The following is a 15,175-nucleotide window of genomic DNA, read 5'->3' as shown; positions in this document are numbered from 1 at the left end:
GTGTGCTATCGCTTCGGACGTCCTGCCGTCACCCGTAATTCTTGCAAAGCCCAGCCGGCCTCTTCGCGGTAAAGCCGCATGTAAATGCGCAGCGGTGCAGTAGCCTGGGCGTACCAGTATTCACCTACCACAAACCGGTGTGGATCCATCCAGCGATCTTCGCCCACTTCAAAACGCACAGGAGGATAAACGCGGAAAAAGTCCATGAGCACGTAGCGGGCTTGCATGCGGCTATAGACGCGCCCGCTGCCCAGCAGGGCCAGCTCTACTTGAGGCGCAGCTTGCTCAAGTAGACGCGCCGCGTCGCCTTGCGTCAGGGCAAGTGTAAGCACTTGGGCTAAAGAGTCGGCTTCTTGAGCCCTAGCGCTTCCCGTAAGCCTCAGGCTCAGCAGCAAAACTAAAGCGCCTACCTGCATCCAACACAGCAATAAAGCCCGCTTGCAGCAATCGGTACGCATCACGTCATACCAGGCGATAGGGGATCTTTTCAGCACCTTCGAGTACCGCCAAAACAGCTTCAGCGCACATGCGCGCCATAGCCGTGCGCGCCTCGACCGTCGCGCTTCCTAAGTGAGGCGCTAGCACAACCCGATCATTTTCGAGCAGTCCTGGATGCACTTTCGGCTCCTGCTCAAACACGTCCAAGGCTGCACCAGCAATTTGCTCTTGCTCGAGGGCTTCTACCAAGGCGGCCTCATCCACAATCGGGCCCCGTGCCGTGTTCACCAGGACGGCGGTGGGTTTCATCTTGGCAAAAGCCGCTTGGTTAAACAAATGATAGCTCTCAGAATTGAGCGGACAGTGTATAGAAACAACGTCACTCACAGCAAGCAGTTCATCAAACGACACGTAACGGGCGCAGCTTTGGCGCTCTACGGTAGGGTTAGCTGGTCGGCGGTTATAATAGACAACGCGCATGCCAAAACCCAGCGCCCGGCGTGCTACAGCGCTACCGATGCGTCCAAGCCCCACAATGCCTAGCGTCTTGTCGCGCAGGTCATGCCCAAGCAGCAGCTGCGTCTCCCAGCGTTTAAAGTGCCCTTCGCGAACGTAACGGTCCGCTTCGCGCACTTTACGGATGAGCGTAAGCAAAAGGGCCCAGGTAAAATCCGCTGTGGCATCGGTCAGTACATCAGGGGTGTGTGTAACCACAATGCCCCGTGCCCGCGCAGCTTCCAAATCGATGTTGTCATAGCCTACAGCATACTGCGCTACCACCCGCAGCTTGGGACAAGCCGCCAGGACCCGTGCCGTAATCGGATCAGAAAGCATAGAAATTAGCGCATCGGCATCGTGAGCTGCGGCAATCAGCCCGTCTTCGTCCCACGTGTCTACTGGATTGAGCACTTCAAGGTCGTATCGTTCACGCAACGGGTGAAGACCTTCTTCAATAATTGGTCGGGTAACCACAACACGTGCCATAAGGATAACGACTTAGGTTTACTTAAGCCAAATGCGGGTAATGCCTGGTCCCCCTTGTTCCCAGGGGGCATCCTCGAAGCGTTCCACTTCTGGTCGATCTTGTAAATAGGTGCGAATGGCCTGGCGCAGCGCCCCCGTGCCTTTGCCGTGCAGCACTTCGAGTTCTTGCGCACCGCTGGCAACGGCTTCGTCAATCAAGCGCTCAACGGCCTTGAGCGCTTCATCAACCCGCAAGCCGCGCACGTCGAGGCGCGTGCGGGCCGTCAGCGCAGGTAACGTTGACGTTCGCGTTTGCTTGCGCTGCTGGGGGCGATTGAGGCGCTGCAGGCGGCCTATGGGTACGCGCAGCTTCAAGCGCCCGACCGCAATCAGCGCTTCGTCGCCTTCCAGCATCAACACTTCGGCTGGGGTGCCACTATCCTCAAGCACTACCTGGTCGCCCACCTGCAACGTCGGACGATCGCTTGTTGCGGCAGCCGATGCTGCGGGTGTTAAAGTGCGCTGCGCTTCGTGTAGGCGGCGGCGAAAGCGCTCTAGCGCTTCGCGGGCTGCCTGCGTGGTCGTGCGTTCGGCCTGCGCCTCTTTGATTTCTCGGATGGTGCGTTCAATGCGCGCATTAGCTTCACGCACAAGCTGCTCGGCTTCCTCGAGCGCGCGCTGGCGGATCGCTGCCGTTTCCTGCTTGAGCGCTTGCCAACGCGCTTCGTAATCGCGCCGCAACTGCTCCAGTTGGGCCTGCGTCGCCTCAAGCGCTTGCTGACGCGCGCTCAGCGTAGCCAAGCGCTCCTCGAGGTTGCGGATCAGTGCCTCCAAGGCCACTTGCTGCACACCCACCAGCTGCTGGGCACGCTCGAGCACAGCCTCGGGCAGTCCCATGCGCCGGGCAATTTCAAATGCATAAGACGAGCCTGGCACCCCTACTTGAAAACGGTACGTCGGGCTAAGCGTGACCTGGTCAAACTGCATGGCGCCATTCTCAACGCCTTCGGTCTCATAGGCAAAGCGTTTAAGTGCCCCATGGTGGGTAGTAGCAATGGTGCGTGCCCCGCGGGCCGTAAGCTCTTCGAGAATGGCTTGCGCCAGCGCCGCTCCTTCATCGGGGTCAGTGCTCGTTCCGGCCTCATCGATCAAAATCAGCGTACGTTCATCGGCACGTGCCAGCATGTAGGCCATGTGCTGCATGTGGGCACTGAACGTGGACAGATCGGCTTCCAGTGACTGCGCATCGCCAATGTCGAGAAACAGTCGGTCGAAAACCGACACATGCGAGCTGGGGTCGGCCGGAATGGGCAATCCGTAAGCCAGCATAAGCACCAGCAGGCCAACGGTTTTCATGGCCACCGTCTTGCCGCCCGCGTTGGGTCCAGTGATAATGAGCGTGCGATAGGTGTGTCCAAGCGTCAAATCGAGCGGCACTACGGTGCGCTGCTCACCGGTTGTTTCTTTAAGACGCTGGAAATGCAACAAAAGCGCCGGATTGCGGGCAGCTTTGAGCGCAATCACACCGTCGTCGCCAACCTCGGGCACGCAAGCCTCCAGCTGGTCAGCCAGGCGTGCTTTTGCCTGCAGCAGATCAAAGTAGCCCAAAACTTCCAGCGCAGTCCGTAGCGTAGGCAAATGCGGCCGAAGCCATCCGGTAGCTTTGCGAAGCAGGCGATCGACTTCGCGCTGCTCGGCCAACTCCAGCTCGCGCACGGTATTATTCAGCGCTAAACAGGAAGCCGGCTCGATGTAGACGGTCTGCCCAGAGGCCGACACGTCGTGCACAAAACCAGCTACTTTGCGGCGCGCTTCGGCCCGAATGGGAATAACCATGCGGCCATTGCGGATTGTGGGTTGCTCTTCGGCCGCATAACCTTGGCGAAGCGCTGCACGTAGCGCCTCTAGTAGCTTCTCCCGTAGCCGCTCCCGCATGCGGACAAGCTGCCGCCGCAACTGCCACAGCTCCTCAGAAGCTTCGTCGCGCACGCGCCCTTCTTCATCAACAACCTGAGCCAACTGCTGCTCTAGGTCGGGAAGTGGCCGCAGCTGCCGCGCTAGTGCAGCAAGCGCCGGATACTTGGCTTGTCGATCTCGAAAATACGCCGCTAGCCGACGCACTAGCGCAAGCACACGCCGAACAGCTTCCAGCACTTCTCCTTCGAGCCGCGCACCTTCAGGGGCTGCCTGCGTCAGCTGGGGCCGAAGGTCAAACAGGGGCTCAAGCGGCACCGGATCATCAAAGCGCAGTGCCTGCCGCAGCTCTTCCACTTGCTGAAGCGCCAAGCAAACCGCCTCGCGATCGCGCAACGGACGCATTTGGTCAACAGCTTCAGCCCCCAGAGGGCTTAGCGTTTGCGCCCGCAACACTGCCCGAACCACGTCGAAGCCTAGCCGAGCTTCAGCCGTCTCTGGATAGCATTCCAGCGCTGCGACAGCGTCGCTCATTGCACCGTAGAATGATCTCCAATGTTAAGTCGTTGGGGATGGCCGCGCACTTCGGCATACTGCCCAATCAATGCATCAGCCAGCACGGCGCCTTCAACGCGCGCATGAGCAAACAGGATGCTGTCGCGCACCACCGAGCGACGGACTTCGGCGCCCGCCTCAATCGAAACGTTAGGTCCTACCACAGCATCCACCACACGGGCACCTGGACCAACGTAGACCGGTTCGTGAATCACACTATTTTCAACCGTTCCCAGCCGCAGCGTGTCGCGCTCTTTGTGCAGGAGATAGCGTGTGGTGTCCATAAGGGCCTCAATGGTGCCGCAATCCAGCCAAGCGTTCACCGTCGCTGTTTTAAAGACCAGCCCGTCTTTCAACATGCGATCAAAAGCATCCGTCAGTTGAAACTCCCCGCCGTGGCCGCGCACGTCCTCCTCGATCAACTGCTGGATGTAGCGACGCAAGACGGCCAGCTCGCGTACATAGTAGATGCCAATGAGTGCTTCATGCGAAATCGGTTCAGCAGGTTTTTCAACCAGCGCCACCACGCGCTCGCCCTCACGCACAGCCACCCCAAAGCGCCGCGGATCCTCAACGGTTTTGACCCACATGACCACGTCTGCGCCCTCTAGGTCGACGCCAGGTTCCATTTCAAACAGTGTATCGGCAAAGACCACAATGCCCTCACCCTTGAGGTGATCACCAGCGCAGTAGACCGCATGCGCCGTACCTTCAGCTACCGGTTGCACGGTAAAATGCGCCTGCATCTGGTGGCGCCTGCAAATGTCGCGCAGCTGCGCACGAATGTCTTCTCCAAAATCGGGGCCTAAGACAAACACCCCTTCGTCCAAAGCCCGCGGCAGCACCCGGTTAAACGTGTCGACAATGCGCTCCACCATACTTTTGCCCTTAACCGGCAAAAGCGGTTTGGGCGTAACATGGGAATGGGGACGCACGCGCGTGCCCCTTCCAGCCATCGGAATAATCAGCTTCATTGATGGGAGATGTTTTTTTAACCCCTTTTTACTCGCTTGAAAGATAGAACAGGCCGAGGTGAAAATGCGCCGGCTGTAGATAACTTTACAGGTACTTTGGGAATCCTTTTGCGACCTTTTGGTAAAAGCAGCTGTTGTAATGGTTTTTAGGCAGGTTCGGCATTGAAATTGATGCACACCAGTTCGTCAGATCTTAAACCAACCCAACAAGGGACCATGCAGAAACATGCAGGATATGGCCTTTTAATTTTGGCACTCCTGCTTGCAGGGTGTGCGCGACTCAGCAACACCGAAAAAGGCGCAGCTATTGGCGCCGGCGCTGGAGCTGTGGTTGGCGGAGCTATTGGCAAAGCTACGGGCAACACCGCACGTGGCGCCATTCTAGGGGCCATTGTAGGCGGTACGGCTGGTGCGATCATCGGTCAACGCATGGACCGCCAGGCTGCTGAAATGCAGCAAGAACTTCCGGATGCCAAGGTCGAGCGTGTGGGCGAAGGCATTTTGGTGACATTTAACTCTGGCATCCTCTTTGACGTCAATGCGTACACACTGCGCCCCGAAGCCCGCGAAAACCTGCGCCGCCTTGCTGAAAGCCTAAAAAAATACCCAGAAACCGAAGTGCTCATCGTAGGCCACACCGACAGCACAGGGCCTGAAGAGTACAACCAACGCCTTTCTGAACGGCGCGCCGAAGCAGCTGCGGCATTTCTCATGGAGCAGGGCATTCGCCCCAGCCGTATTCGTACCTTGGGCAAAGGAGAAAGTGAGCCGGTGGCGTCCAACGACACCCCAGAGGGTCGCCAGCTGAACCGCCGCGTAGAAATCGCCATTTTCGCCAGCGAAGCCTATCGCCAAGAACTCCAACGGTCTAACTGAGGCGCGATGATGGAGCGAAAGTTTTCGACCGTCACTACTGATGGCCACCACACACCTTCCCCGCATTTGGAGAACGAAGCATTGATTTGGCAGCAGCGACAGATTAAAGACTTGTGGCGGATTTTCCGGATCATGTCTGAATTCGTGGAAGGGTTTGAAACGCTTTCCCGGCTGGGCCCTTGTGTATCGGTCTTTGGCTCAGCCCGCACACCACGTGACCATGCCTACTACCGCTTGGCCGAAGCCGTAGGTCGCTGCCTGGTAGCCCACGGCTTCGGCGTAATCACTGGCGGCGGACCAGGCATCATGGAAGCCGCGAACAAAGGCGCCCGCGAAGCTGGTGGCACTTCCGTAGGACTCAACATCGTCATTCCCCACGAACAGGACACCAATCCCTATGTCGATCGGGATAAGTTAATCAACTTCAACTTTTTCTTCGTGCGCAAAGTGATGTTTGTCAAGTACGCCCAAGGCTTTATTGTACTACCCGGGGGCTTTGGTACCTTAGACGAACTCTTTGAGGCCCTGACGCTCATTCAAACCGGCAAAGCCACGCGCTTTCCCGTCGTCCTCATGGGCACCGACTACTGGCGTGGCCTCGTCGACTGGCTCAAGGGGCAAGTGCTCACAGCCGGCAACATTGCATTGGAGGACTTGGCACTTTTTACCCTGACTGATGATCCAGAAGTAGCCGTGCAAACAATCGAAACCGCCTATCGTGAACGCATCCCAGGGCCTAATTTCTAACCATAACGTTTATGTGTTTTTTGTGAAAAAAATGTAAGGTTTTCTTTTAGCGTTGGAACTTGTATTTTATAGCGCCGTGTTGAAAGCTGGCTATTTGTTAAGTGGTTCATTTTTAACACCCCAACCCAGAAGCGTGATGATGGTGCAACGTATTGGAACAGTCCTTCGCCAGGGAATTGCGCTATTGGTCCTGGCCTTAGGGGCGAGCTTGCTACTTCCAGCTGCCAGCCAAGCCCAGGCTGGAGAGGAGTACAAAAAGGTCTTTAACCAAGCTTTAGAGGATGCCAAGGCCAAGCAATATCAGAAGGCCTATGATGGTTTCCTGAAAGCTGCCCAGATGTCCCGCCAAGCAGGAGATCAGGAAACGGCACAAAAGGCCCTTCGGATTGTGGCGCAGCTAGACTACAACTTTGGTCTGCAAGCCTATCGAAACAACAAGTTTGATCAGGCACTGAATCATTACAACAAAGGCATTGAGCACGACGCCGCGTTTGCCAAAAATTATCTAGGTAAGGGCCTGGCGTTGCTTAAGCTGAACCGTACGGAAGAAGGCCTAAGCACACTCCGACAGGCGCTTTCGGTCAGCCAAAAAGCACAGGATAGCGAAACACGCCAGTCTGCAGAAAAAGCGATTCGGGATCACTACGTATACCTGGCTTCCAGCACGCTGGCACGGAATGGTGGCAACCCGGCTCCTGCAGATGCCCGGGAAGCCATCCAATATCTGGACCAGCTCCTGCAAATTACGGAAGTCTCACCCGACGCCGATGTCTACTACTACTATGCTGAGGCGCTAAAAACCGTCGGCGAGTATCAAAAAGCCGTAGAAATGGGCCAAAAGGCGCTGGAACTGCACCGGGGCAGCCGTACCGACAAGGCCAAGATTTACTTTGTGCTGGGTGAGGTATATATGCTGATGGGTGACCGGGAAAACGCGCGCGAAGCATTTAGCAACGCACTTTACGGCAACTACAAAGCCCCCGCCGAGCACTACCTGTCGCAACTTTCTTCTCGATAAACATTCGAACACGAAAGTGCTCGAGGCCGCTCCTTAAGGAGCGGCCTTCTTTTTTAGGTCACGTAGTGCGACGGGCAAGCCAAATGAGCACGGCCAGCAAAACAGCCGGCACTACCACGCTGGCAACCACCATCCATTCTAAGCCAGTAGGCATGGAAACCGGCTCAGGGCTTTGCAAAAGGTATGGCATAGGCTTTCCTATTTGGTAGATGCACCCAGGGTGCATGTACGCTTGCGCACACGGTTCGTTCGTATCTTAGACCGCAATGCCACGCAGCACGCAGGGACTTATGGACGACATACAACTGGTCGATCTGGTTGGGCAGTACCGGGCGATTCAGAAGGAAATCCTCTCGGCCCTTGAAGCTGTGCTAGACAGTGGGCAGTTCATTCGTGGACCCGTAGTCGAGGCTTTTGAGCAAGAGCTGGCTGCTTTTTTGGGATGCCGTTTTGCTTTGGGCGTGGGCAATGGCACCGATGCGCTGCAGCTAGCCTACATGGCCCTTGGACTTCAGGCAGGTGATGAGGTCATCGTGCCTGCTTTTACGTTTGTGGCTACAGCCGAAGCGGCAGCACTGCTTGGCATTCGTCCCGTGTTTGCCGACATCGATCCCTATACGTTCACGCTCGACCCAGCTAGCGTTGAGGCCCGCATTACGCCGAAAACCCGGGCCTTAGTGCCCGTACACCTGTTCGGCCAAGCTGCCGACCTAGCGCCTCTGCTAGAGCTGGCGCAACGCCATCACCTTCGGGTGATTGAAGACAACGCGCAGGCCATTGGGGCCTGCTACCAAAACCAGAAGACCGGTACCTTTGGCGATATGGGGTGCCTTTCGTTTTTTCCCTCTAAAAATTTAGGTGCTTATGGCGATGGTGGTGCCGTCGTGACCCACGATCCGGAGCTGCATCATCGGGTCTTCATGCTAGCTAACCATGGCGCTCGGCGCAAGTATTACCACGAATGCATTGGGATCAACAGCCGGCTCGATGCACTGCAAGCGGCCATTTTGCGCGTCAAGCTGCGCCACTTAGAAGCTTATACCCGTGCCCGCCAGGCTGCAGCCGATCGCTATGATGCGCTGCTGGCCGACTGTCCGGGCCTGACGCTCCCCTACCGCGCGCCTGAGCGCACCCACGTCTTCCATCAATACACCATCCGCATCCATCCTGAGGTGCCTGGTGGGCGCGACGGCTTGCAGCGATACCTGCAAGCTCAGGGCATTCCAACGGCCGTCTACTACCCTGTCCCGCTCCACCAGCTCCCGGCCTTTTCCAGCTGGGGTCCTTATGATTCGCTCCCCCAGGCCGAAAAAGCGGCACGTGAGGTGCTCTCCCTGCCAATGCATACCGAACTCACAGCCGCGCAGCAAATGCGCATTGCCGAAGCCATCCGCACTTACCTTGAAACCGCACTGCGCACTGGGCAACCACCGGTAGCCTAAGCCGCTTCGGCCGCCTCAGGCATGCCAGCTAGCAGGTACAACACAGCCATGCGCACAGCCACCCCGTTGGTAACCTGATCGAGAATGATGGCGCGTTCGTGGTCAACAACTTCGCTAGCCAGCTCTACGCCCCGATTTACTGGGCCCGGGTGCATGATCAAAAGATCGGGGTACCGTTCTAGATGCTCCAGCTTAATGCCATAGCGAGCGTGGTACTCTCGCAAGCTGGGGAATAGACCCGACGTTTGTCGCTCCAGTTGTAGCCGAAGCGCCATGGCCACATGGCAGCCTTCCAAGGCCTCTTCCAAGCGGTAGGTGACGCGCACGCCCAGTGTTTCAATGCCCACAGGCATGAGCGTACGCGGACCGCAGAGGGTCACATTGGCCCCTAGCGCCTTAAGGCCATAGATGTTGGAACGGGCTACCCGGCTATGAGCGATGTCGCCAATAATCGAGACGTTCAGCCCCTCAAACGAAGGGAAATGATCGGAGATCGTCAGCAGGTCTAGCAAAGCCTGCGTAGGATGTTCGTGCGCGCCATCACCGGCATTGATGACCACCGCATCGATGCAGCGCGTGAGAAAGTGGGCAGCTCCTGGAGAGCGATGCCGGATAACCACCATGTCGATCTTCATCGCCTCCAGGTTTCTGGCCGTGTCTTTTAGCGTTTCGCCTTTTACCACCGAAGAACCAGAAGTCGAGAAGTTGACCACATCGGCTGAAAGGCGTTTTTCGGCCAGCTCAAAGGAAATGCGTGTGCGCGTAGAGGGCTCAAAAAATAGATTAACTACCGTCACCCCTCGGAGCGTAGGAACCCGCCGAATGGGGCGCTCAAGCACTTCACGAAATTGCCGGGCGGTTTGTAGAATAAGTTGAATTTCTTGGGCCGAATAGGTTGCCAATCCTAACAGGTGGCGGTGTCGAAGCCGCTCAAGCGTAGGCGTTTCCGTTGGGAGCGTCATAGACAGTTTACGCTTCAATCGAGCGCAGCCAGGTTAGCCCGCAGCCGCTCTAGCTCTGCCTGGACATCCTGAGCTTTCTGGCGCTCACGGGCGACCACTTCGGCCGGGGCTTTTTCCAGAAACTGGACGTTCTGCAGCTTCTGCTGTATGCTGAGCAGGAAGCGTTCTTTTTGCTGGATTTCTTTTTCCAACCGGGCGCGCTCTTGGGCCAGATCGATCACCTCAGCCAACGGCACGTAGACTTCGTAGCGACCTACGACAACCACAGCACTGGCTTTGGGCCGCTCGAGCCCCACGCCAACGGTCACCTCTCGGACCTTGGCCAGTCGGGTGAAATAGTCGCGGTGTGCCTCAAGCTGCGCGACTTCATCAGCTTCTGCCTCAGGTACCCGAATCAGCACGCGGATTTCGCTGCCGGGTGCTACGCCATAGGTACTCCGCACATTCCGAATTCCAGAAATCATCTCCTGCAGACGCTGGAAGCGACGCACGGCAAGTGCATCCACTTCTTTCGGGTTCGCTTCAGGCCAACGCGACGCAATGCAGGCCTCTCGCTCAGCCCGAGGCCGCAGCCGCCACCAAAGGGCCTCTGTAATAAACGGCATAAACGGATGCAGGAGCTGGATCATCTTTTCGTACAGCTCCACGGCCAGCGCGATCGTCTCGTCATCCATAGCCTGACCGCGCGGCGGTTTGATCAGCTCCAGGTACCAGTCGCAATAGTCCCCCCAGAATAGGTCATAGAGCGCAAGCAGCGCTTCGTTGAGCCGATAACGGTCAATCGCCTCATGAATCACTCCAAGCGTCTGGTTCAGGCGTGAGACCATCCAACGCTCGACCAAGGAGAGCGCTTCGAAGGGTCGCTGACGGCGATAGTCGCGTAGGGGCCGGCCTTCTTCGTCGGTCTCCATGAACTGACCAAAGACGTTGAAGGCATTCCAGATTTTGTTTGCAAAGTTTCGCCCCATCTCAAACTTGGAGGGGTCGAGCTTAATGTCTTGCCCCTGCGTGCACAAGACCGTCAGCGAATAGCGCACGGCATCGGCGCCGTACTGCTCGATCATCTCTAGCGGGTCGATACCGTTACCTAAGCTCTTCGACATCCACCGGCCGTATTTGTCTTTGACCATGCCCGTGATGAATACATCCCGGAAGGGAACCTGGCCGGTAAAGTGGATCCCCGCCATTATCATGCGGGCAATCCAGAAAAAGAGGATGTCGTAGCCTGAAACCAGCACCGTGGTAGGATAGAAATACGACAGGTCAGGTGTTTTTTCAGGCCAACCCAACGTAGCAAACGGCCATAGCCAAGACGAAAACCACGTATCGAGCACGTCTTCATCCTGCACCATGCCCGGCTCGGGCGGATCAACCGCAACTACAAAGCCACGCGACTCGTCGATCTGCCCTTGGGCGTCGGTGTAGTACCAGACTGGAATGCGATGCCCCCACCAGATTTGCCGGCTAATGCACCAATCGCGAATGTTTTCCATCCAGCGGAAGTACTCATTCGCCCAGCGCTCCGGATGGAAGCGAATCTCTCCGCGCCGAACCGCTTCGATCGCAGGTTCGGCCAGCGGCTTCATCCGGACAAACCACTGCCGGGAGAGCAAAGGTTCAATGATAGCCTTCGAGCGGCTGGAAATGGGCACAGTATGACGATAAGGCTCAACTTTTTCTAGCAACCCCTGAGCCCGCAGGTCTTCCACGATGCGCTTGCGTGCTTCGAAGCGATCTAGCCCAGCATAGGGCCCACCGTTGGCGTTAATCGTGCCATCTGGGTTCATAATGTTCACCAACGGCAGACCATGACGCTGCCCAATCTCAAAATCATTCTTATCATGCCCGGGCGTGATTTTGAGCGCACCAGCGCCAAAGTCACGCTTGACATGTGCATCGGCAATGATAGGAATTTCCCGTCCAAGAAGCGGCAAGCGCACTTTTCTGCCAATCAGGTGACGGTAGCGTTCATCTTCAGGATGCACCGCCACCGCCGTATCCCCCAGCATGGTTTCTGGACGCGTGGTGGCAATGGTGACAAAGCCACTGCCGTCTGCAAGCGGATAGCGAATGTACCACAGCTGGCCGTCCTGCTCAACGTTATCTACCTCTTCATCGGAAAGGGCCGTCTGATCAACCGGACACCAATTGACCAGGTAGTCCCCTCGGTAGATGAGCCCTTCATGATAAAGGCGAACGAACACCTCTTGGACCGCCCGCGTAAAGCCTTCATCCATCGTAAAGCGCGTGCGCGACCAGTCGCAGGAGTCGCCTAGCCGTCGCTTCTGCTGCAGAATAATGTCTCCGTATTCCTCCTTCCACTGCCAAACGCGCTGCAAAAAGGCCTCCCGCCCCAGATCGTGCCGCGTCTTGCCTTCTTTTTCGCGCAGCTCGCGCTCGACGACGTTCTGCGTGGCAATCCCCGCATGGTCGATGCCAGGCAGCCAAAGTGCCTCGTAGCCCTGCATGCGCCGAATGCGCGTAAGCGCATCCTGAATGGTGTCCTGCAACGCATGCCCCATATGCAACCGCCCCGTTACATTCGGCGGCGGCATCATGATGACAAAAGGCACGCGATCAGAACGAACCTCAGCTCTAAAGAACTGATGGGCTTCCCAATAGGCATACCACCGCGGCTCAATCTCTTGAGGGTCGTACGCCTTACTCAGACGGGTTGATTTCAGCAGCGGCTCACTGGCCATAGCTCAGCTCAAAGCAACGCTTAGGGAATCTATACGCATGTACGCCGGCATTGCACAGGCGCTCCCGCTCAACCTGATGTCTGGCTGATAGTTCCAAAAAAGATAGTAAGACCTCTTTTGGAAAACCTTTAATCCTTGTTGAAGCCATATGCGCAAAAAGTGCGCACACCCTAACTTGGGTTGCACGCTTGCCGAGCTTTTCAGCCATATCTACCCTGGCTTTTTAGCCAAAATTACCATTTGGCATCATCTTAGAGCTCCCCAAACAAACCAACGGAATCTTTCCACCAGACGGAGTTTGTCATGGTACGGATTGCCACAATGCTAGGGCTTGCCGCTTTGTTAAGCCTTCCCTTACTTCCGGCCCGGGCTGATGATCGACCGGGTGTAACCCTGGAAGGGACCATCGAAGCTACCGCTCAAGCCCAACTTACCCTGCATGGTGTGACGTTTCATGTAACTGCACTGACGCGCATTTTAAACACAGTAGCACAGCCGATTCCTTTTAGCCAACTTGCGGTTGGACAGCGGGTTGAAGTCGAAGGGATGCTTGCTGCCGATGGGCGCTTCTACGCCCACAGCATCAAGCAAATAACCCCAGAGGATCGCCCAGATCGGGTGCAGGCCCGTGGACGCATCACCGCGCTGAGTGCCGACAGCCTGACGGTCCATGGCTTCACCTTTAGGCTGACGGCGGAAACGGAAGTTGAAGGCACGCTCGCCGTTGGGCTTTATGCTGAAGTGGAAGGTGAGGTGCGTGAAGGCCAGTTTGTAGCCCTACAGGTTGAAGGAAGCGCAGGAGACCAGGACGCAGATCGGTTCCCAACCATTGAACTTAAAGGCCCGATCCTCGCGCTGCAGGATTCAGTGTTGGTTGTGCAGGGACTTCGAATCTGGGTTACCGCCGCCACGCGCATCCATGCCGATGACCAGTTGCTGACGCTGGCCGATTTGGTGGTAGGGATGCTGGTTGAAGTCGAAGCCCACCTGAGCCGCGACGGTCAGCTCACGGCAATTGAAATCGAGGTAGCTTCTGAGGATCGCATCACGGTAAGCCGTCGGGAGATCGAACTTAAGGGCTTTATCCAAGCGCTGAGCGACAGTACGCTTACCGTAGGCGGCTTGACGTTTTGGGTTACCCCGCTTACCCAGATCTACGACGACGAAGATCAGCCGCTAAGCTTTGCTGCGCTTGAGGTAGGCCAGTTTGTTGAAGTCAAGGGATACTTTGATCTGCGTCAGCGCTTACTGTTGGCCCTGGAGATTGAGGTTGAAACCCTTGGGGAACACATGTTTGAGTTTGCCGGCCCTATCGAGGCTGTAGGTACCGACAGTCTGGTTGTGGCTGGTCTGACGTTTTGGGTAAGCAGCACGACCACAATCGAAGATGCTTGGGGCCGTTCGTTAATGCTGTCTGATCTTCAGGTAGGGATGCTGGTTAAGGTCAAAGCGGAACGCCAACGCGACGGCACATGGCTAGCCCTGAAGATCAAGGTGCTGAAAGCCTTCCATCCAGTGGTGGACGTGCGCGGGCCGATTGAGGCGCTGACCGACAGCACACTTACCGTAAGCGGCCTGGTTTTCCACGCGCGGCCGGGGGTGTTTGTGATCGACGCCCAGGGACAGCAGGTGCATTTGAGCGATCTGCAGCTGGGCATGGTGGTGAAAGTGCGTGGCGTAGCACACCCTGACGGTACCTACTGGGCCATGCGTATCCACGTGCTGACCGACGAAAACGATCAGGAAGTAGAAATCGAAGGGACCATTGAGGCCATAGGTACCGATAGCTTGGTCGTGGCGGGCGTACCGGTGTTTGTGGATGCCAACACTCAGATTCTAACTGAGGATGGCATGACAATTACGTTTGGCGAGCTGCAAACCGGTCAGATTGTAGAAGTGAAGGCCACCATGCACACTGGCCTGGGTCTTGTGGCACAGCAAATTAAAATAGAAAGCCTTGTGGCTGCAACCGGCAGGGCCGACACCTTGCGTGCCGATGCTGTCGTGGTCGGGTCGGTCACGTTTGCCATCACGAGCCAAACCGTAGTGGTGGATGCGCAGCAGCAACCAATAGCCTGGGCTGATGTGCAAGCTGGCCAGCAGGTGATCGTTTATGGCCGCCGCTCAGCTAGTGTTGCTAAAACCGGCAACGGCATCCACAGCACAACCTATACAGCCGACTATGTGACCGTACTTGATGCCACTGCAATCACCACAACCGCTTCAGAGCGGCTGCCTGCTGGCGCTGCACTCGACCCTGCCTATCCTAACCCCTTTACGCAGCGGACGACGCTACGCTTCACGCTAGGCGGGACCGCACCGCAGCCCGTAACGCTAGAGATCTACAACCTACTAGGCCAACGGGTGCGTACGCTGGTGCATACCACCTTGCCTCCAGGCGTGCATGAGGTGATTTGGAATGCCACCGATGAGGCGGGTCGCCCTGTGGCCAGCGGCATGTACCTTTACCGCCTTCAGGTGGGACGCCAAGCACTGACGCGCACCCTAACGCTCGTGCGCTAAGCTTAAGCCCGGCCTGAGCGATCAGGCCGGGCTTTTTTAAACATAAAAAAGCCCGCTGGCC

Annotated in this window: 12 protein-coding genes; 5 read left to right on the top strand and 7 right to left on the bottom strand. The window is 56.9% G+C overall.

All coding sequences use genetic code 11. From position 1 onward, the window contains the following. Window positions 1-5: 5 nt before the first annotated feature. The 4 genes from J8E65_RS11225 to J8E65_RS11210 are packed head-to-tail and all read right to left on the bottom strand — an operon-like array spanning window position 6 to window position 4,844. A complete protein-coding gene (locus J8E65_RS11225; protein ID WP_237181972.1) occupies window positions 6-458 on the bottom strand; it encodes a DUF4783 domain-containing protein in 453 nt (150 codons plus the stop codon). 4 nt (window positions 459-462) lie between these two features. Then, a complete protein-coding gene (locus J8E65_RS11220; RefSeq protein ID WP_210376100.1) occupies window positions 463-1,422 on the bottom strand; it encodes a 2-hydroxyacid dehydrogenase in 960 nt (319 codons plus the stop codon). A gap of 18 nt (window positions 1,423-1,440) precedes the next feature. Then, complete coding sequence (locus J8E65_RS11215) at window positions 1,441-3,849, bottom strand: endonuclease MutS2 (RefSeq protein WP_210376098.1); 2,409 nt, start codon at window positions 3,847-3,849, stop codon at window positions 1,441-1,443. Further along, window positions 3,846-4,844 (bottom strand): sugar phosphate nucleotidyltransferase, encoded by a 999-nt coding sequence (locus tag J8E65_RS11210; protein ID WP_210376095.1) that lies wholly within the window; start codon window positions 4,842-4,844, stop codon window positions 3,846-3,848. The genes J8E65_RS11215 and J8E65_RS11210 overlap by 4 nt, the downstream gene beginning before the upstream one ends. A 216-nt stretch (window positions 4,845-5,060) precedes the next feature. On the opposite strand from J8E65_RS11210, the gene J8E65_RS11205 reads away from it, so the two are divergent. The 3 genes from J8E65_RS11205 (at window position 5,061) to J8E65_RS11195 (ending at window position 7,485) form a co-directional block, all read left to right on the top strand. After that, window positions 5,061-5,720 (top strand): YiaD family glycine zipper/OmpA-like lipoprotein, encoded by a 660-nt coding sequence (locus tag J8E65_RS11205; RefSeq protein WP_210376092.1) that lies wholly within the window; start codon window positions 5,061-5,063, stop codon window positions 5,718-5,720. 9 nt (window positions 5,721-5,729) lie between these two features. After that, window positions 5,730-6,467 carry an LOG family protein gene (locus J8E65_RS11200; RefSeq protein ID WP_210376432.1) on the top strand — a complete coding sequence of 246 codons (738 nt, stop codon included), beginning with the start codon at window positions 5,730-5,732 and terminating at the stop codon, window positions 6,465-6,467. Window positions 6,468-6,603: 136 nt separating this feature from the next. Beyond that, window positions 6,604-7,485, top strand: a complete 882-nt coding sequence (locus tag J8E65_RS11195) for a tetratricopeptide repeat protein (RefSeq protein ID WP_237181969.1) — start codon at window positions 6,604-6,606, stop codon at window positions 7,483-7,485. 58 nt (window positions 7,486-7,543) lie between these two features. On the opposite strand, the gene J8E65_RS12555 is transcribed toward J8E65_RS11195, so the two are convergent. Further along, window positions 7,544-7,675, bottom strand: a complete 132-nt coding sequence (locus J8E65_RS12555) for a hypothetical protein (protein WP_262896831.1) — start codon at window positions 7,673-7,675, stop codon at window positions 7,544-7,546. Between the two features lie 76 nt (window positions 7,676-7,751). Between J8E65_RS12555 and J8E65_RS11190 the strand changes: the two genes are divergently transcribed. Then, window positions 7,752-8,927: a DegT/DnrJ/EryC1/StrS family aminotransferase gene (locus tag J8E65_RS11190; RefSeq protein ID WP_237181968.1), complete on the top strand. Its 1,176-nt coding sequence runs from the start codon at window positions 7,752-7,754 to the stop codon at window positions 8,925-8,927. Here the strand turns inward: J8E65_RS11190 and J8E65_RS11185 are convergent. Together J8E65_RS11185 and J8E65_RS11180 are read right to left on the bottom strand one after the other, a co-directional pair. Next, window positions 8,924-9,889, bottom strand: a complete 966-nt coding sequence (locus tag J8E65_RS11185; RefSeq protein WP_210376089.1) for an aspartate carbamoyltransferase catalytic subunit — start codon at window positions 9,887-9,889, stop codon at window positions 8,924-8,926. The two genes, J8E65_RS11190 and J8E65_RS11185, sit on opposite strands and share 4 nt — an antisense overlap. A gap of 14 nt (window positions 9,890-9,903) precedes the next feature. Beyond that, window positions 9,904-12,591 (bottom strand): valine--tRNA ligase, encoded by a 2,688-nt coding sequence (locus J8E65_RS11180; RefSeq protein ID WP_210376087.1) that lies wholly within the window; start codon window positions 12,589-12,591, stop codon window positions 9,904-9,906. Between the two features lie 303 nt (window positions 12,592-12,894). Here J8E65_RS11180 and J8E65_RS11175 point away from each other — a divergent pair, with 303 nt between their 5' ends. Continuing rightward, on the top strand, window positions 12,895-15,114 hold the full coding sequence (locus tag J8E65_RS11175) for a DUF5666 domain-containing protein (protein ID WP_210376085.1): 2,220 nt from the start codon (window positions 12,895-12,897) through the stop codon (window positions 15,112-15,114). Window positions 15,115-15,175 lie beyond the last annotated feature (61 nt).

It is taken from the genome of Rhodothermus bifroesti (assembly GCF_017908595.1).
Lineage (GTDB): Bacteria > Bacteroidota > Rhodothermia > Rhodothermales > Rhodothermaceae > Rhodothermus > Rhodothermus bifroesti.
Note: the sequence above shows the minus strand (reverse complement) of the source record. Positions and strands in the feature narration are given on the sequence as shown.